This is a genomic window from Moraxella macacae 0408225 (assembly GCF_000320365.1).
Classification (GTDB): domain Bacteria; phylum Pseudomonadota; class Gammaproteobacteria; order Pseudomonadales; family Moraxellaceae; genus Faucicola; species Faucicola macacae.
In genome coordinates this window covers 57,560-75,886 of the sequence record NZ_ANIN01000001.1, presented here as the reverse complement: position 1 = coordinate 75,886, position 18,327 = coordinate 57,560, and the positions used below count along the sequence as shown (strand labels likewise).

The following is an 18,327-nucleotide window of genomic DNA, read 5'->3' as shown; positions in this document are numbered from 1 at the left end:
CTTAATGACAATAAACCTCTTTTAAATGCACAAAAGAGGTTTATCAAGTGCTAATTTAACAATAATTTCTTTTTAACAATTTCTTTTTAACAATAAATTTTTTAAAATTTGCTCATAAATTTGGGTTAATTTTTCTAAATCATCTACGGCTACATTTTCGTTGATCTGATGAATGGTGGCATTTAATACCCCTAATTCTACCACTTGTGCGCCAGTCGGTGCAACAAACCGCCCATCAGATGTACCGCCAGATGTGGACAGCTTGGTATCAATGTTCATGACGGTTTTTATTGCATTTTGGCATGCACTCACCAGTTTGCCTTGTTCGGTCAAAAACGGTTGCCCTGACAATTTCCAGTCAATTTGATAGGTTGCTTTTGCATTGGCAAAATGTTTATCAAAAATTGCATGGGTTTTTTGCTTTAATTCATCTTCTGTGGTTTCGGTTGAAAAACGAAAATTAAACTCGGCTGTTAGCGTATTTGGAATGACGTTATTTGCCCCTGTTCCTGCGTTGATGTTGGAAATTTGCATGGTTGTGGGCGGAAAAAACGCGTTGCCCTTATCCCATGTTTGTCCAACAAGCTCTGACAATGCCAAACTTGCTTCATGAATGGGGTTGACGGCCAAATGTGGATATGCAACATGTCCTTGCTTGCCTGTAACGGTTAAAACGCCGCCAAGCGAACCGCGCCTGCCATTTTTAATCACATCACCCACAATTTTGCTGCTTGATGGTTCGCCAACCAAGCAATAATCAATTTTTTCATGACGATCGGTTAGTGTTTGTATGACTTTTGCTGTGCCGTTGATTGATGGGCCTTCTTCATCTGAGGTTAAAAGCAGGGCAATTGAACCGATATGATCGGGGTGATTGTGAATAAAATTTTCGCAGGCAACCGTAAAACAGGCAATTGCTGTTTTCATATCGGATGCACCACGAGCGTACAATTGTCCGTTTTTGATGGTTGGCGTAAATGGGTCAAATTGCCAATCTGCGACATCGCCAACAGGAACTACATCGGTATGCCCTAAAAAACAAACCAGCGGTGCTTGATTGCCACACCTTGCCCATAAATTTTTTACCTCGCTGTTTCGTCCGCTATCGTTTTTATCACCAAAATATAAAAACTCACTGCTAAACCCCACATCTTTTAAGCGTTTGGCAATAATATCTTGGCAATTTTCGTCTTTTGGTGTGATAGATGGTTGTTTGAGCAGTTCGATGGATAGGTTTAGGGTTTTGGTCATAGGTTTTCCAAGGTTTTTGGTGGCAATGTGGGTACATTGTTAGTATTTTTATTGGTGTTGTGTATTTTTATTGGTAATTGCATAAATTAAAAAACCTTGTAAAAATTACAAGGTTTCAATTTTAATGACTGTATTTTAATGACTGCATTTCAATAACTGGATTTTAGACTTTATCACAACTTAGACTGTTGCTAAATCACAACCTTTTAAAAGAACCTTTTAAAAGAATATGTTAAATTTGGTGGGCCCACACAGACTTGAACTGTGGACCAAAGGATTATGAGTCCTCTGCTCTAACCAACTGAGCTATAGGCCCTAAAACTTAACGATACTATGATACCTTAAAAAAAATTTTTTGCAAGAATTTTTTATAAAAATTGTAGATCTAGGCTTTTACTTTAGTTTAAGACTGCGTTATAATAGTGGGCGTTTTTATTTTATTATTTTCATTACTTACTTTTTAGGAGCTTATCATGGCAATTGAACGTACGCTTTCTATCATCAAACCTGATGCCGTGGCAGGCAATCATATTGGAGAGATTTATGCTCGTTTTGAAAAAGCAGGCTTAAAAATCGTTGCAGCAAAAATGCTTCACTTAGACGACGAAAAAGCGGGCGGTTTTTATGCCGAACACAAAGAACGCCCATTTTATGGTGATTTGGTAAGTTTTATGACTTCAGGCCCTGTGGTTGTGTCTGTATTAGAGGGTGAAAATGCGGTATTGTCTCACCGTGAGATCATGGGTGCAACAAACCCAAAAGATGCCGCTCAAGGCACTATCCGCCGTGATTTTGCAACAAGCATTGACGAAAATGCGGTGCACGGTTCAGATAGCACAGCTTCTGCACAACGTGAAATTGCCTATTTTTTTGCAGATCATGAAGTTTGTCCACGCACGCGTTAATTTTAACTACAATTTTAACTACAATTTTTAGTTAAAACTTTAATTAAAAACTGCAAGTCAAAAGCGATTGAAATGTTTCGATCGCTTTTTGTTTTGGTTTTAGGTTTTTGGCAAAATTATTTTTGGCAAATTTTGGCTTAAATGTTAAAATAGCCTATTTTTTAATCACCAAACTGTTTTTTAAACTGTTTTTTTTAAATTAATTGTTTTTTTAAATTAATTGTTTTTAAAAATCAGTCAATCAGCAAAAATTATCCGATTATGCGTTTAAAACAACTCAAATTAGCAGGCTTTAAATCTTTTGCCAACCCCACGACGTTTCATTTTAAGCACAACATCACCGCGATTGTTGGTCCAAATGGTTGTGGCAAATCCAATGTGATCGATGCCATTCGTTGGGTGCTTGGAGAAAGTTCTGCCAAACAGTTGCGCGGTGGTGCAATGAGCGATGTAATTTTTGCAGGCACACAACAAAAATCCGCCAAAAGTTTGGCAAGTGTGGAGCTGATTTTTGAAAACACACAAGGCGATGCCTTGCATCAAACTTATGCTAAAAGTGGCATTCAGCATTCACTCAATTTGTATCATGAATTGTCGGTGCGCCGCCAAATGAGCCGTGAGGGCAAGTCGGATTATTTTATCAATGGCACAAAAGTGCGACGCCGCGATGTGGTAGATGTGTTTTTGGGGACAGGGCTTGGTGCCAGAAGTTATGCGGTGATTGAGCAGGGTATGATTGGGCGAATTATCGAGGCGAATGCCTTGCAATTGCGCGAGTTTATTGAAGAAGCATCGGGCGTTTCGCGGTATCAACATCGCCGCGAGGAAACTCAAAAACAGCTCGATCATGCCAATGACAACCTAAACCGCCTAAATGACATGACAGGTGAACTTACCGCTCAACAAAAACGATTGGAAAAACAAGCCACAATTGCCAAGCAGGCTCATTTATATCAGCAACAAATCGATGAAATTAACACACAATTGTTGATTAATGAAGCCGTACAAGTATCGAAGCAACACCAAAATTTACACAATCAACAGCAAGATCTTAAGCAAAAAATTGCAGAAGCGCAAAATGCTGTTAATCAATTAACCGAGCAGGACAAGCAATTACAACAAAAAATCTATGAACAACAGCTTGCCAAACAAGAACAGCAGAATCTGTGTCAAAATTATTGGCAAAAGCACCACGAAGCCCAAAGTTTATACCAACAACAGCAAAATTTACTTAATCAGCAGCAAGCCAAAATTGATGAATTAACCAAAACCGAACAAAATTTAACCGCGCAGCTTAACCAAATTAGCAGCGAACAACACGCCAATGCCAAACACTTGCAAACCTTGCCAAATAAACTGATGGCTTTACAGACAACCATTGAACAAAAGCAACAAGTTTGGCAACAAACCGAGCGACAACGCCAAATTATCACCGGTGAAATCAGTCAATTACAGCAACAAAAACAAGAGTATGAAAAACAACTGGCGATTGTAGAAAATTTGCTAAAAACCGCACAGCAGCAAGCACAAAAACTTACCTTGCACCAACAACAACACCAAAAAAATCAAGCAATTTTTGAGCAAAAACAACAAGACCACGTGGCCAAACATGCAAAATTTGATGACAATCAAATCACTGTGTTAACCGAAAAAATTCATCAACTGGAAAATATCATACTTGATCGGCAACAACAAATCACCGATCAAGCCGATACGCTGGAAAGTTTGGATCGTCAACATCATAAAGCCTTACAACAACAAGAACAATGGCAAACCGAACAAAAAACCTTGCAAAAGTTGGTAGATGATTATGATCAATTTTTGCAAAAAATTGCCCAAAATCAACACAAGATCAATCAAAAAACTCCGACAAATTTGGATTTACACTTGTTGTTGACGAAGATAAATTTAAGTTCGCGGGGTAAATTGTTTAGTAAACAGTTGGATAAGTGTTTGGCAATATTGACTCAATGGTTGGTATTAACTCCTGTTTTATCAGAGAAGCAAAATTTGTTTGATTTTTCGGTATTGTTTGGTAAAAAAGCGGTGCTGTTTGATGCGTTTTTTACCAATCAGTTGACACAATTGCAGCATAAAACTTCGCTAAAGACAGAAACCGTACCAAAGACAGATCCGCCAAAGACAGAGCAGAGACTGGAAAATCAGCATTGGATCTGTTTAAGTGCATTGTTAATAACGCCAGATTTACCAATTTTTTCTCACGTTTGGCTGTTAAAACAACCGCTTTGCCAACAAGATTTTATTGATAATCATGATGTATTGTTAAGTTTAATTCATCAGTTGCCACATTTTTTGCCCAGTGATTGGCTGTTGATATTTGGTGAGCATGATGAAATTTTATTGCTTAATTCACATTTGTGTTTGGATTTGCACGCTTTGGTATGGGGGCTGGGTTCTGGTGAAAAAAACCATGCCAAACCAACACCAATCCCTGCGATGAGTCAGTATTTTTCGCAGCAACAACGCATTGAAGCGTTACAAGATCTGATAGACAAACAGCGACCGATTTGTGAGCGTTTGGCAAATCAAGTGCAAGTAGAGGCGATCGCGTTACAAGAATGGCAAGCCCAAGATCAAGCCAGTCGCAATGAATTATTACAATTAAACCAACAAAAACAACAGCTTAGCCATGACAGGTTGCAATATCAACACGAAATCAGCCAATTACAAACCCATGAGCGGCATTTGGCACAGGAGCTTGATCGTTTAACTGGCGAACAAACACAAATTAGCCAAACGATACAAAATCATCAAGCCGATGCAGAGCGTATCCGTCAGCAACTGGCAGAAATACAGCCGCGCTTAAATCAAAAAATTCAGGTGCAAGAAACGCTTGATCAAGAATTAGCCGACCAACACGCAAAACAAAAAAGCTATGAAAATCAATACCATGAGTTAAGCCTTGCACTAAACAAAGCCGAGCTACAACAACAGCATCAACTTCAAATCCAACAAAAATTACACCATCAACAACAGCACGAACAACAACAATTGCAGACATTAATCCAGTCTTTTACCCAATTGCAACAAGAATTACCAACTTTTGTTGAGCAAGTGGATAAGTGTCAGCAACGTTTGGCGCAAAGCACATCGGTTTTGGAGGAGATTGATGCCAAATTGGTTGAGTTGGAGCAACAAAAAATCAACGAGCAGCATAAGTTTCAAGCCAAACAACAACAGCTACAAAACCTACAACAACAAGGTTATGACAAACAAACCGAATTGGCCTTGATTAATCAACGATCTGAACAAATTTCTCAACAAATGTTGAATCAAGGCGTGGCAATGCCAACACAAGAGCAGGCGTTACAAAACCAAGTGTTGTTGAGTGTGAATGATGTAGATGTCAAACGGCGAGCCTTGCGCCAGTTGCAACAAAATTTGCAACAGCTTGGGGCGGTGAATCACGCAGCTTTGGCAGAATTGGACACAATTACACAACGTTTATCACCACTGTCAGAGCAGATAAATGATCTAACCGCGAGTATTGACAAGTTGCGTGAAGCAATTAGGCAAATTGACAGTCAAACCAAACAATTGTTCATGAATATGCTCAATCAGGTCAATGTGGATTTAAATCAGCTATTTGTACAAGTATTTGGCGGTGGGCAGGCAAGCTTGGTGTTGGTAGATGACAGTTGGCAGTCAGGGCTTGAACTTATGGCTAAACCGAAGGGCAAGAAAAATAGCCGTTTGGCCTTGTTGTCAGGCGGTGAAAAAACCTTGACGGCACTTAGTTTGGTTTTTGCGATTTTTAAACAACAGCCTGCGCCGTTTTGTGTGCTAGATGAAGTGGACGCTCCGCTTGATGATGCCAATGTGGCACGTTTTACAAGCCTTATTGGTGAATTGGCCAAAGATGTGCAGTTTATTTTTATCAGTCATAACAAACTGGCCATGCAGGCAGCAGATGAACTCAAAGGCGTAACCATGCCAACAGCAGGGGTTTCAAGGCTTGTTAGTGTGGATATGAATGAAGTGGCGGCGTATTTAGAATCGGATAAGGCGGTGCAATAAAATTGGTAATAATTTTTAACAATTTTGGCAAAAAATACGAAAAAAATTGGCAAAAATTGCATTTTTTACATCGCTTTTTAGTAGCTCGAAATTGTCAGGCATGCTACTATATATGTTTTTATTTTATATAAGTTTTTATTTGTTATACATTTTATGTGTTGATTTTTAACAAAATTTGCACATTTGGGTTTAAGGATTGAGTATGACTGTGATGAATTTTTTGTTAATTGTGGTGGCGGTAGTTGCTATTGCTTGGGGTGCGTATGTGTTGTTTTCGGCAAAAAATTCCAAACAACCCAGTTTAGAAAATGTATCCGATAGTCCGGCGGATAAAGACGGTTTGCCAATTTTACCGCGTCATCAACGTCCAAGTTCAGACAATCCAAATTCTGATGACAAAACCGAAGCCAAAAAAAACATTACGCTATCAGCAAAAAATACCGATTTTACCGAACCAGATGCCAGCTCAAAAACCACCACGCCAAATCAAACTGACCATCATGCATCGCAGCACGAAACCCAATCTGCACAAGCCACTCAACAAGATGCGTTTAGTGCATTGGCAAATGCAACAGAAACCATCACGCCTGTGGTACAAACTTATGATGAACGCAAGCTAAAAAAAGACGGTTTTAGTGATACCAGTCCGATTTTAGATGATCATATCCAAGCCCAAATTGACAATGATCAAGACAGTCCGCTAAATCACGCTGTGCAAAATCTCAACATTAGTTTATTTCCAAAAGAACAATTTTCACGGATTTTAGGTAGGGATTTGTTAAAATTATTTGACAAATACGGCTTAAAATTTGGAGCGATGAATATGTTTCATCGTTATGCCAACAAAGACGGTACGGGGCTTTTGTGGTTTAGCGTGATGATGGTAACCGAAGAGGGGATTTTACCGTTTGATTTGAACAAATTGCCAAACCAATATGTAAAAGGCTTGGTGATGTTTGTGTCTTTACCGCACCCTGAAGCATCACGCGGTTTTGACAGTATGGTGAGTATTTCAGGCTTGTTGTCTCAGGATTTACAAGCCTACTTGTACGATGAAACAGGCGAACCGTTAAACAAAGAAAACATTCAACAAATGCGTGAAATTGCACTTAATTTTGCCAAATAAAGCATTTATCACAATAAATACGTTGCATAACAACAAATAAGCCAGCAATTTAACCAACTTATTTGTTGACAAATTTGATAAGTTTGGCAAAAGGTTGATTTTGATAAGATTGATTTTGATAAGAAAAATTAATCGTTATACCAAATTTTGTCAGGATTCATGATGTTGTTTGGATCAAAGGCGGTTTTGATAGCTTTCATAAAATAAATAGCACCGCCATGCTCTTGAGTCATGTATTTGCGCTTGCCTTGTCCAATACCATGCTCGCCTGTACATGTGCCTCCCATACTAATTGCTCGGTTGGCTAGGCGTGCCAAAATCTCCTCGGCGGCTATCAACTCTTGTTCGCTGTCTGTATCTACAAGCAATAATACATGAAAATTGCCATCACCGACATGTCCGACAATCGGAGCCAGCATGCCTGATTTTTCAATGTCTTGCTGGGTTTCTACCACGCACTCAGCCAAGCGTGAAATTGGCACGCACGCATCAGTAGACAAACCTTTGGCATTAGGACGCAATGCACAACTGGCAAAATACGCATTATGTCTGGCTGTCCAGAGTTTTTTGCGAGCGGCCTCATCGGTATCCCAAATAAAATTGTTACCACCAAAATCCTTAATGATATCAGCAAACATATTGGCTTGCTCTTGAACCCCGTTTTTTGAACCGTGAAATTCTACAAAAAGCGTAGGCAGTTCGGATAAGGTTAAATTGGAATATTGGTTGCATGCACGGATTTGGATTGGATCCAAAAGCTCGATTCTGGCAATTGGCAAGCACAATTGAATGGTAGCAATGGTTGCTTGACAGGCATCGTGAATACTTGGAAAATGACAAATACCACTTCCAACCACTTCAGGTTGTCCAAAAAGTCGCACGGTGATTTCAGTTACAATGCCAAGCGTACCCTCGCTGCCAACAATTAGCCTGGTTAAATCATAACCGGCCGCTGATTTTTTGGCACGGCTGCCGGTGTGGATAATTTCACCGTTTGGCATGACAACCTCCAATGCCAAGGTTACATCTTTCATTGTGCCATAACGCACCGCATTTGTACCGCTTGCACGCGTTGATACCATACCGCCAATGGTTGCGTTCGCTCCAGGATCAAGCGGAAAAAACAAGCCAGTTGCTCTTAAGTATTGGTTAAGCTGTTCACGAGTTACACCTGCTTGTACAGTAGCGGTTAAGTCTTCTTCATTGACTGCAACGACGGCATTCATTTGGCTCATGTCAATGCACAATCCGCCCTTAGGTGCGTTTAATTGCCCCTCAAGCGACGATCCAATACCAAAGGCGATAACAGGCATTTTATGCTTATTGCAGATTTTGATAGCGTCTGAGATGTCAAATTTGTCATTAACGGTTAGCACCGCATCTGCTGGCTGATTTTTTAGCCATGTCATGGTATGGGCGTGTTGTTTGCGCGTGGTTAAGTTGGTGGATAATTGTTTGTCAAAACGTGTTTGTAAATCGGCAATTGCATCGGCAAAACGGGCTGGATTCATAAGACATTCCTTTTCTTTTGTTGGTTAAATTTTGTTGGTTAAATTTTACCAAGTTGCTAAATTAGTACCAAGCTAAGTTAATACCAAACTAAATTTTGCTTGATAATCAGTTAAGTATAACATATTTATAAAAAGCCATACAAAATCTAAATAGATGGCTTGCATTTTTAAAAACAACCGCCACTTAAGTTTTAGTTTTTGTGTTTTAGGTTTTGTAAAATGAAACAAACTACAATACAATAAGATATAACACAACACAATGTAACACAACACAATGTAACATAAAGAAGCAAATGTAACATAAAGCAAGATGTAAGGAATGATTATGACAACCCCAAGCGAAATTCAACCGTTGCCACTTGTTGCTCTAAGAGATGTGGTGGTGTATCCCTATATGCAAATTGCGTTATTTGTTGGTCGTGAAGCATCGGTTAACGCAGTGGAGCTTGCCAAAAGTGAACATGACGGTTTGGTTTTTGTCATTGCACAACAAGATTCTATGTTTGAGGAGATAAACCCTGACAATTTATACCAATACGGTACGGTATGTCGCATTATTAGCACCATGCCCCACGAAAGCGATAAAAACGCGGTGAAAGTACTCATTGAGGGGTTATACCGTGCCAAATTAGAAGATGTCAGCAATATTTATGATGAGGTGTTAATTGCACATATTGCCCTAAAACCCAACAAAAGCCGAATCAACAAAACCCAACAACAAGAATACAAAGACACACTGCTTGGCTTGTTTGCCGAATACGCCCAATCACGGTTGCGTAATTTTAGAGAATTGTTAAAAGTTGCTGACAAAATCGAACGTTTGGAAGAATTGCTGTATTTTATTGCAACGCGCGTATCACTTGACATTGAAGCAAAACAAAGCTTTTTGGAAAATGACAATCTTAGAACCAACCTTGAAAATCTAATGGATTATTTGGTTAAACAAGAAGCCGACCAAAATATCGAACAAGAATTGCAAGAAAAAGTTCGCAATCAACTGGAAAACAATCACCGTGAATACGTTTTAAATGAAAAAATGAAAGTCATTAAAAACGAGCTAAACGGCATGCGTCAAGAAAACGGCGAGCCTGAATTGCTAAGCGATGACGATGACATAGATGATTTGGCAACCAAAATCAAAGAAGCCAATTTGCCTGATATGGTGCGAAAAAAAGCCGAAAGCGAGTTGCGTAAACTTAAAATGATGCCTCCTGCATCATCAGAATCAGCCATTGTTCGGACTTATATCGAGTGGATTTTGGACACACCTTGGCAAAAAGCCAGTGATGTGCATATTGATTTGCCAAAAGCTACGCAAGTGCTTGACAATGATCATTACGGTTTAAAAGATGTTAAAGATCGTATTTTGGAATTTTTGGCGGTGCAATCTCGCGTAGATAAGCTAAAAGGGCCAATTTTATGCCTTGTGGGGCCACCGGGTGTGGGCAAAACATCGCTTGGTGAGTCTATTGCACGTGCAACAGGGCGAGAATTTATTCGTATGGCCTTGGGCGGTGTGCGTGATGAAGCGGAAATTCGTGGACATAGACGCACTTATATCGGTGCGATGCCAGGTAAAATCGTGCAATCATTGGCAAAAGTTGGGGTAAAAAATCCGCTGTTTTTGCTTGATGAAATTGACAAAATGGCACAAGATTTTCGTGGCGATCCTGCATCGGCTTTGCTTGAGGTGCTTGATCCGTCGCAAAATCACAGTTTTAATGATCATTATTTGGATATGGACTTGGATTTGTCGCAAGTCATGTTTATTTGCACCGCCAACAGCATGGACATTCCGCCTGCGTTGCTTGATCGTATGGAAATTATTCGTCTATCGGGTTACACAGAAGATGAAAAAATTAACATTGCTGACAAATATCTGTTGCCAAAAGCAGTGCACCAAAACGGCCTGATTGACAACGAAATTGACATTACAACCGATGCGATTCAGGCAATTGTACAGCGTTATACGCGCGAGGCAGGCGTGCGAAATTTGGAGCGTGAAATTAACAAAATTGCACGCAAAGTGGTAAAAACCAATGTGGAGCATGAAAAACCATCTAAAAGCAAAACCGCTAATAGCAAAAAACGCAAAACCGCACCAACTGTAACTGTAACCGCTGATAATATCCATGATTACCTTGGTGTGCAGCCTTATGATTTTGGCCTGGCAGAACAAGATCCTGAAATTGGCCGGATTACAGGTTTGGCGTGGACACAAGTTGGCGGTGAATTGCTAACCATTGAGGCTGTTGCAACTCAAGGCAAAGGCGAGCTTAATTTTACAGGTTCGCTTGGTGATGTGATGAAAGAGTCGATTCGTGCCTCTATGACAGTAGTGCGAGCTCGCGGTGAAAGTTTAGGCATAAGTTACGAAAACTTTAAAGGCACGGACATTCATGTGCATATGCCTGAAGGAGCCACGCCAAAAGATGGCCCATCAGCAGGGATAGCACTAACCACGGCATTGGCATCGGCCTTGACAGGCATTGCTATTCGCTCGGATATTGCGATGACAGGCGAGGTAACTTTACGCGGTAAAGTGCTCCGTATTGGCGGTTTAAAAGAAAAACTGTTGGCCGCTCACCGTGGTGGCATTAAGCATGTTCTTATTCCAAAAGCCAACGAGCGTGATTTGGTAGACATTCCTGACAATGTCAAAGAGGGTTTAACCATTCAGGCGGTAGAAAACATCGATGAGGTATTTTTGGCAAGTTTTGTCAAGGCACCAACGCCGTTAAAACCTGCGGATTTGGCAATGGATTTGGCAGGAAACAAAGCCCTAAAGAATTAATTTTTGTTAAAATTACAAAATTATCCAAAAAAAACTTGCAATCTACAAAAATATGCGTATAATACGCACTCATTGGATCGTTAGCTCAGTTGGTAGAGCAGCGGACTTTTAATCCGTTGGTCCCGCGTTCGAGTCGCGGACGATCCACCATATACAAAACCCCTTTCTTTTAGAGAGGGGTTTTTGCTATGTTGCGTGTAAAACTGGTTGCGTGTAAAAGCTGGGTTTTACAATTTACTGTTTTAAAATTTATTATAGATGGGAGCGGTGAAATGATTGGATTTATTGAGCGGTTGTTACAGGGGCGAGCGGTTGAGTGGAAAAGTTTAGGGGAGATTTTTGATATTTTTGCAGGCGGTGATGTGCCTAAAAATGCATTTAGTAAAATACAAACAAAAGAATTTAATATTCCGATTTTATCAAATGGCATTAATGAAAAATCACTTTATGGCTGGACAAATGAAGCAAAAATAAATCAGCCCAGTTTAACCATTTCTGCAAGGGGTACAATTGGTTGGACAAGTTATCAAGAAAAACCATTTTTTCCAATCGTGCGTTTGTTGGTTTTAACACCTAAAATTGAATTAAATATAAAATTTGCTTATCATTTTATGAAATTAATTGAAAATGATTACAAAATTCCTAAATCTGGCATTCCGCAATTAACCAAACCCATGATTAAAGATTTAAAAATCCCCATTCCGCCCCTAGATGTGCAAAATGAAATCGTCCGAATTTTAGACAAATTTACTGCATTAAATAGCGAATTGATAAAAGAACTTGATTTGCGTAAAAAGCAATATAGTTATTATCGTGATAAATTGTTAACTTTTGGCGATGAAGTGGAATATAAAACACTTAGCGAAGTGGCACAATATTCAAAAGACAGAATAAACTTTAATAAAGTCAATGCAAGCAATCATATTAGCGTTAATAATCTATTGCAAGACAGAAAAGGAAAAATTAATTCCACTACTTTGCCAACAAACGGCACATTAATTCAATATCAACAAGATGATATTTTATTGGGTAATATTAGACCTTATTTAAGAAAAATATGGTTTGCGGATAATTGTGGCGGAACAAACGGCGATGTTTTAGTTATTCGTGCAACTTATGAAAAACTTTTGCCAAAATATTTATTTTATATTTTATCAGATGAAAAGTTCTTTTTGTATAATATCAAAAATTCAAAAGGTGCAAAAATGCCAAGGGGTGATAAAGATTTAATTATGGAATTTAAATTTCCCATTCCGCCAATAGCAACGCAACAAAAAATAATCACTATTTTAGACAAATTTGAAACCCTAACCAATTCCATTTCTCACGGTTTACCAAAAGAAATAAACTTACGCCAAAAACAATATGAATATTACCGCGAACAACTGTTAACTTTTGATAAATGATGTTGCCAAAGTGATTTTACAAAATTAGGCAATTAAAGAATAATTGCCAAAAACTCCGCCTCTGTAACGATTTTTATGCCTAAGTTTTGGGCTTTATCGATCTTACTTCCTGCTTTTTCTCCTGCCAGCAGGGCAGAAGTTTTTGCTGATACGCTGCTTGATACTTTAGCGCCTAAGGCCTGCAATTTGGCTTTGGCTTCATCGCGTCCCATACTGGTTAGCGTGCCTGTAATTACCCAACTTTGTCCATCTAGTGGCTGATTGTTGGCATCTGTATGTTCCATGCTATCCCAATGCACGCCGGCTTGTAACAAACGCTCAATCACCTTACGGTTATGTTCGGCTTGAAAAAAATCCACGATTGAATCGGCGGTGATTGTACCAACATCGGGAGTTTTTTGTAATGCATCGATATTTGCCTGCATTAAACTGTCTAAATCACCAAATTGTTTTGCCAAATTTAACGCCGTGCTTTCACCCACGCTTCGAATTCCTAAGGCATAAATAAAGCGTGGCAGCGTGGTTTTTTTGCTAACTTCAATTGCGTTAAGCAAATTGTTAACCGATTTTTCGCCCAATTTTTCAAGTTTTATTAACTCACTGGCATGATTTTTTAAATCATAAATATCAGCCACGTTTTTGATAAGCCCATGAGCAAAAAAACCAATCAACAAGCGTTCACCCAAACCATCAATATCCATTGCTTTGCGACTGACAAAGTGGATCAGGGCTTCTTGTTGTTGGGCAGGGCAATACAGTCCGCCACTACAGCGTGCCAAGGCTTCATCTTCTGGTAAGATCACAGGTGAATTGCATACAGGGCAATGTGTGGGTAGGGTGATTGTTTGGCTGTTGGCTGGGCGTTCATCTTTCCAAACTCGCGTAACTTTTGGAATGACATCACCTGCTCTATGCACACTGACTAAGTCGCCTACGCGCACATCTAGGCGGTGAATTTCACCGATGTTGTGTAAAGTGGCATTGCTTACGGTAACACCACCGATATTAACCGGATCTAATTTACCAACTGGGGTTAATTGTCCTGTGCGTCCAACTTGCCATTCTATTGCGTTTAGGCGTGTCATTACAGTTTGAGCGGGGAATTTATAAGCAGTTGCCCAACGTGGTTCGCGGCTTAAAAAACCAAGCTGTTTTTGTAGATTTAAGTCATTGACTTTAATCACAAGACCGTCAATTTCAAAAGGCAAGTTTTGGCGTTTTTCAATCACGGATAAATAATAATCGTGCAGTTCATCTGCGTGGTTACATAGTTTAACATCACTTAAACTAAATCCAAGACTGTTAAGCCAAGCCAATGCGTCAAATTGGGTATGAATTTCATCTGGCAACCCTTGCACCACTGAATAGGCATAAAACGCAAGCGGGCGATTTTTGGCAATGTTAGGATCAAGTTGGCGTAAACTACCGGCGGCGGCGTTGCGTGGGTTGGCAAAAGTTTTTTCACCGTTTTTTTGAGTCTGTGCGTTTAGTTTGGCAAAACCTGCTTTTGGCATTAACACCTCGCCACGAATTTCTAAACGTTCAACTTTATGATCCAATATCAGCGGTAAATTGCGAATGGTTTTGATATTTTGGGTAATGTCCTCGCCCATTTGGCCGTCGCCGCGCGTTATAGCTTGGGTGAGTATGCCTTTTTCATAAATGAGTGCCACGGCGAGACCGTCTAATTTTAGCTCCACTTCATAGGTGGGATTTTTTTGATTGTCAGCAAGCCTGTCATTGACTCTGCGCATAAAATTTTGCAAATCTTCTTGGTTAAACACATTGCCTAGTGATAACATGGGGATTGTGTGGGTGATTTGACTAAAAAAAGGCAGTGGTTTATCACCCACTTGGTTAATTGGACTGTCTGTTTGGATAAGGCTTGGATTTTGTTGTTCAAGTTCAATCAGTTGCCTGCGCAGCCGGTCATATTCATCATCGCTAATTGTTGGGTTATCCAGCACATAATAAGCGTGGTTGTGGGTTTTTAATTGGTGAATTAAACGGCGCATTTGTGCGTAAATGGTGTTCATTGGCATATCTGTTTTAATTTTAATACAATGGTAAAATGTTGCCAATGTTACGGCATTTTGTTGATTTTCTCAAGTGGTTTTTTAAGCGGTTTGCTTAAATCAAATAGCGACAAAATCGTAACGCAAGGCTTGGAAAAACCGCCATATCCACGCCAATATCCCACGCATTGACAACCAAATTGTCTACCAACTGAAAATCATACGCCCAACCGATTTTAAGCGGTTTTTGGTGGCATTTTGCCAAACTTTTGTCATAAAAACCACCGCCCATGCCAAGCCTATGCCCTTGTTTATCCACGGCAACCAGTGGCATGATAATCACATCAAGTTGTTTGGCACGCAAACGTTTGCCCTTAGCAGGCTGCTGCATACCAAAACGGTGCGTGATAAGACGATTGTTGCTTAATTTGTTGTGGTTTAGTTTTACAAAACTTAGCGGTTTGGTTCGGTGCGTAACCACAGGCAAATAAATCTCACAGCCGCGCCGTGTCAGTTTATCAATCAAGGCTTGCGTTGGCAATTCAGCAAAAGCATCGACAAACACAGCGATTTTGGCATTTTTGTGCAAAGATCGATGCTTTATCTGTTGAAACTGGCGAGCAGCCAAATATCCAAAGCGTTTGGTGTTAGCCGGGGTTAATTGTAAGCGTTGGTTGCGCAGTTTTTGGCGCAGGGTTTTGGTTTGGTTGGTTGTGGTTTGTGGCATAATTTTAGGCTTAAGGTTGATTTTATTTTGAATTGATAAGGTTACTTATGCTACACTAATTGATCTTTTTTGCAACTTTATCTTTTGGTTGTCTTGATTTAACGGAACATTTAACGGAAAAAATATGCCTGCTTTTCAATACAAAGCCTTAGACCAAAATGGAAAAACCGAACAAGGCTTGCTCGAAGCCGACTCTGCACGCCAAATTCGTCAACAATTGCGTGAAAAAGGCTTGTTGCCTGTGGCAGTCAATGCTGTACAAAAAGCCAATTCAGGCAAAAAACGTTTTGGACAAAAAAGCGTGGGTGCGTATGATTTGGCATTAATTACCAGACAATTGTCGGTGCTTTTGGCATCGTCGATTCCGCTTGAACAAGCGTTAAATGCCGTTGCCAAACAAAGCGAAAAAACCCACATCAAGGCGTTAAATTTGGCGGTGCGTTCTAAAGTTTTGGAGGGGTATAGTTTGGCAAATGCCTTGCAAGATGCGGGTAATTTTCCGCCAATTTATACCGCCACCATAGCTGCAGGCGAGCGATCCGGGCATTTGGATTTGATTTTAAATCAGCTTGCTGACTATACCGAAAACCGTTTTGCGATGCAAAAAAAAATTCAAGGGGCGTTGGTATATCCGATTATTTTACTGATTATGGCAATTGCTGTGGTGGTAGGCTTGATGACGTTGGTTGTGCCAAAAATTGTAAAAGTGTTTGAACAATCCGATCAGGCGTTGCCGGGCATTACACAATTTGTGTTGGCTGTGTCTTATGTTTTAACCACTTGGTGGTGGTTATTGTTGTTGGTTATTGTTGGTGGGTTGGTTATTTTGATAAAATTTGTTAAAACCAGTGCAGGGCGATCGACGTTTGATGCTTTGGTGTTGCGTTTGCCGATTTTTGCAAAACTTTCTTATAATCTAAACGCATCGCGGTTTGCCAGTACCTTGTCAATTCTTGTGCGATCTGGCGTACCTTTGGTAGAGGCTTTGGCAATTGGCGGTGCAGTGCTTGGCAATGTACATATTCGTTATGCAGTGGAGCGTGCAACCGAAAAGGTGATCGAGGGGGCAAATTTATCCGGACAATTGGAAAAAAGCAACTACTTTCCGCCGATGATGGTGCAGATGATAAAAAGTGGCGAGCAGTCAGGGGAACTTGACAACATGCTAAGCCGAGCAGCCGACATGCAACAAAACGAGGCCACCAATATGATAAGCACCTTGCTTGCACTGCTTGAGCCGTTAATGCTTGTATTGATGGGCGTGATTGTCATGACGATTGTGATGGCGGTGATGTTGCCAATTGTCAATATGAATGATTTGGCAGGCTAGTTTTATTTATCAAAAGATTTATCAAAAGTTAACAGTTGTTCGCGGTAATATTCGTATTGTTTTGTTCTTAATTGTATTTCTTTGGGCAAGCCTTCGGTAATAGAATTAGTTAGGGTTTCAAATTTGTCTAAAATATCGGCAATGCGTTTTTGTTCTGATATTAATGGAATTGGAAATTTTAAATCTTTAATCATGGGTTTGGTTAATTGTGGGATACCAGATTTAGGAATTTTGTAATCATTTTCAATTAATTTCATAAAATGATAAGCAAATTTTATATTTAATTCAATTTTAGGTGTTAAAACCAACAAACGCACGATTGGAAAGAATGGATTTTCTTGATAACTTGTCCAACCAATTGTACCCCTTGCAGAAATAGTTAAACTTGGTTGATTAATTTTTGCTATATTTGTCCAGCCGTAAAGTGATTTTTCGCCAATGCCATTTGATAAAATCGGAATATTAAATTCGTTTGTTTGTATTTTACTAAATGCATTTTTTGGTACATCGCCGCCTGCAAAAATAGCAAAAATTTCGTCTAGTGTTTTCCACGCCACTTCATCACCAAAAGTTAACAATTTATCACGATAATAATCATACTGTTTTTTACGCAAATCAAGCTCTTTTATTAATTCACTATTTAATGCAGTAAATTTGTCTAATATGCGTACAATTTCATTTTGCACATCTAGGGGTGGGATTGGGATTTTTATTTTTGCCATTTCTTTCATTGGTACACTTTTAACAGTGCCACCAGCTGATTTGCTTAAAAAATCATTTCTAATAAAATCCGTTTCAAATAAATACAATAAAAAACTTGGTATAATTTCGCTTTGAATGGGTTTAATTGCATAAACGCCCTCTTTAATATTCCAATTTTTTGGCGTTTCTTTCACCAAAGCAACCGTTCCAATTGTACCAGTTCCTGAAAACAATACATCGCCCTTTTCTAAATTTGAGCGGTTATTGCATAATTTTAAGGCTTCATCATTTATTTTATCTGTTTTATCTGTAAAAACAATTTCATGATTTTGTAATTCTCTAATTGTTATATAATAATTATCTGCGTCATTAGTATTTAATTGAAAAAAATTTCTCGGGTTTAAACCTGTTTTAATTGAATGGATAATATCACCCAAACTTTTCCACGCAACTTCTCGCCCATTTAAAAGTCTTTCAATAAAGCCAATCATCACAATCTCCATCGTTATTTTATCTTGATTA

Annotated in this window: 11 protein-coding genes and 2 tRNA genes; 7 read left to right on the top strand and 6 right to left on the bottom strand. The window is 39.4% G+C overall.

The genetic code is table 11. The annotated features are described in order from the left end of the window. Window positions 1-72: 72 nt before the first annotated feature. The gene (gene dapE / locus MOMA_RS00295) at window positions 73-1,251 is read right to left on the bottom strand and encodes a succinyl-diaminopimelate desuccinylase (protein ID WP_009501186.1); all 1,179 of its coding nucleotides are present in this window, start codon (window positions 1,249-1,251) and stop codon (window positions 73-75) included. A 239-nt stretch (window positions 1,252-1,490) separates the two neighbouring features. After that, window positions 1,491-1,567: transfer RNA gene (locus tag MOMA_RS00290), tRNA-Ile, on the bottom strand. 157 nt (window positions 1,568-1,724) lie between these two features. Between MOMA_RS00290 and ndk the strand changes: the two genes are divergently transcribed. From ndk to MOMA_RS00275, 3 genes are all read left to right on the top strand, one after another. After that, the gene (gene ndk / locus MOMA_RS00285) at window positions 1,725-2,156 is read left to right on the top strand and encodes a nucleoside-diphosphate kinase (protein WP_009501185.1); all 432 of its coding nucleotides are present in this window, start codon (window positions 1,725-1,727) and stop codon (window positions 2,154-2,156) included. Window positions 2,157-2,417: 261 nt separating this feature from the next. Next, complete coding sequence (locus MOMA_RS00280) at window positions 2,418-6,194, top strand: chromosome segregation SMC family protein (protein ID WP_009501184.1); 3,777 nt, start codon at window positions 2,418-2,420, stop codon at window positions 6,192-6,194. A 202-nt stretch (window positions 6,195-6,396) separates the two neighbouring features. Then, on the top strand, window positions 6,397-7,320 hold the full coding sequence (locus MOMA_RS00275; protein ID WP_009501183.1) for a cell division protein ZipA C-terminal FtsZ-binding domain-containing protein: 924 nt from the start codon (window positions 6,397-6,399) through the stop codon (window positions 7,318-7,320). A 128-nt stretch (window positions 7,321-7,448) separates the two neighbouring features. Here the strand turns inward: MOMA_RS00275 and MOMA_RS00270 are convergent, their stop codons facing one another. Next, complete coding sequence (locus MOMA_RS00270; protein WP_009501182.1) at window positions 7,449-8,831, bottom strand: FAD-binding oxidoreductase; 1,383 nt, start codon at window positions 8,829-8,831, stop codon at window positions 7,449-7,451. 319 nt (window positions 8,832-9,150) lie between these two features. Here MOMA_RS00270 and lon point away from each other — a divergent pair, with 319 nt between their 5' ends. From lon to MOMA_RS00250, 3 genes are all read left to right on the top strand, one after another. Then, the gene (lon, locus tag MOMA_RS00260) at window positions 9,151-11,625 is read left to right on the top strand and encodes an endopeptidase La (RefSeq protein ID WP_227498074.1); all 2,475 of its coding nucleotides are present in this window, start codon (window positions 9,151-9,153) and stop codon (window positions 11,623-11,625) included. A 74-nt stretch (window positions 11,626-11,699) separates the two neighbouring features. Beyond that, window positions 11,700-11,775: transfer RNA gene (locus MOMA_RS00255), tRNA-Lys, on the top strand. A 122-nt stretch (window positions 11,776-11,897) separates the two neighbouring features. Next, complete coding sequence (locus MOMA_RS00250; protein ID WP_040624859.1) at window positions 11,898-13,031, top strand: restriction endonuclease subunit S; 1,134 nt, start codon at window positions 11,898-11,900, stop codon at window positions 13,029-13,031. A gap of 32 nt (window positions 13,032-13,063) precedes the next feature. Here MOMA_RS00250 and ligA read toward each other — a convergent pair whose 3' ends face one another. Next, window positions 13,064-15,067 carry an NAD-dependent DNA ligase LigA gene (ligA, locus tag MOMA_RS00245; RefSeq protein ID WP_009501178.1) on the bottom strand — a complete coding sequence of 668 codons (2,004 nt, stop codon included), beginning with the start codon at window positions 15,065-15,067 and terminating at the stop codon, window positions 13,064-13,066. 94 nt (window positions 15,068-15,161) lie between these two features. Further along, window positions 15,162-15,773, bottom strand: a complete 612-nt coding sequence (locus MOMA_RS00240) for a 5-formyltetrahydrofolate cyclo-ligase (RefSeq protein WP_009501177.1) — start codon at window positions 15,771-15,773, stop codon at window positions 15,162-15,164. A 124-nt stretch (window positions 15,774-15,897) separates the two neighbouring features. Between MOMA_RS00240 and gspF the strand changes: the two genes are divergently transcribed. Next, window positions 15,898-17,103 carry a type II secretion system inner membrane protein GspF gene (gene gspF / locus MOMA_RS00235; RefSeq protein WP_009501176.1) on the top strand — a complete coding sequence of 402 codons (1,206 nt, stop codon included), beginning with the start codon at window positions 15,898-15,900 and terminating at the stop codon, window positions 17,101-17,103. 2 nt (window positions 17,104-17,105) lie between these two features. Here gspF and MOMA_RS00230 read toward each other — a convergent pair whose 3' ends face one another. Further along, complete coding sequence (locus MOMA_RS00230) at window positions 17,106-18,296, bottom strand: restriction endonuclease subunit S (protein WP_009501175.1); 1,191 nt, start codon at window positions 18,294-18,296, stop codon at window positions 17,106-17,108. Window positions 18,297-18,327 lie beyond the last annotated feature (31 nt).

What these genes read in the sequence shown, in the direction of transcription:
- MOMA_RS00230 (WP_009501175.1), bottom strand. Translation starts at nt 18,296, where the DNA reads ATGATTGGCTTTATTGAAAGACTTTTAAATGGGCGAGAAGTTGCGTGG.
- gspF (WP_009501176.1), top strand. Translation starts at nt 15,898, where the DNA reads ATGCCTGCTTTTCAATACAAAGCCTTAGACCAAAATGGAAAAACCGAA.
- lon (WP_227498074.1), top strand. Translation starts at nt 9,151, where the DNA reads ATGATTATGACAACCCCAAGCGAAATTCAACCGTTGCCACTTGTTGCT.
- ndk (WP_009501185.1), top strand. Translation starts at nt 1,725, where the DNA reads ATGGCAATTGAACGTACGCTTTCTATCATCAAACCTGATGCCGTGGCA.
- dapE (WP_009501186.1), bottom strand. Translation starts at nt 1,251, where the DNA reads ATGACCAAAACCCTAAACCTATCCATCGAACTGCTCAAACAACCATCT.
- MOMA_RS00240 (WP_009501177.1), bottom strand. Translation starts at nt 15,773, where the DNA reads ATGCCACAAACCACAACCAACCAAACCAAAACCCTGCGCCAAAAACTG.
- MOMA_RS00250 (WP_040624859.1), top strand. Translation starts at nt 11,898, where the DNA reads ATGATTGGATTTATTGAGCGGTTGTTACAGGGGCGAGCGGTTGAGTGG.
- MOMA_RS00280 (WP_009501184.1), top strand. Translation starts at nt 2,418, where the DNA reads ATGCGTTTAAAACAACTCAAATTAGCAGGCTTTAAATCTTTTGCCAAC.
- ligA (WP_009501178.1), bottom strand. Translation starts at nt 15,067, where the DNA reads ATGAACACCATTTACGCACAAATGCGCCGTTTAATTCACCAATTAAAA.
- MOMA_RS00270 (WP_009501182.1), bottom strand. Translation starts at nt 8,831, where the DNA reads ATGAATCCAGCCCGTTTTGCCGATGCAATTGCCGATTTACAAACACGT.
- MOMA_RS00275 (WP_009501183.1), top strand. Translation starts at nt 6,397, where the DNA reads ATGACTGTGATGAATTTTTTGTTAATTGTGGTGGCGGTAGTTGCTATT.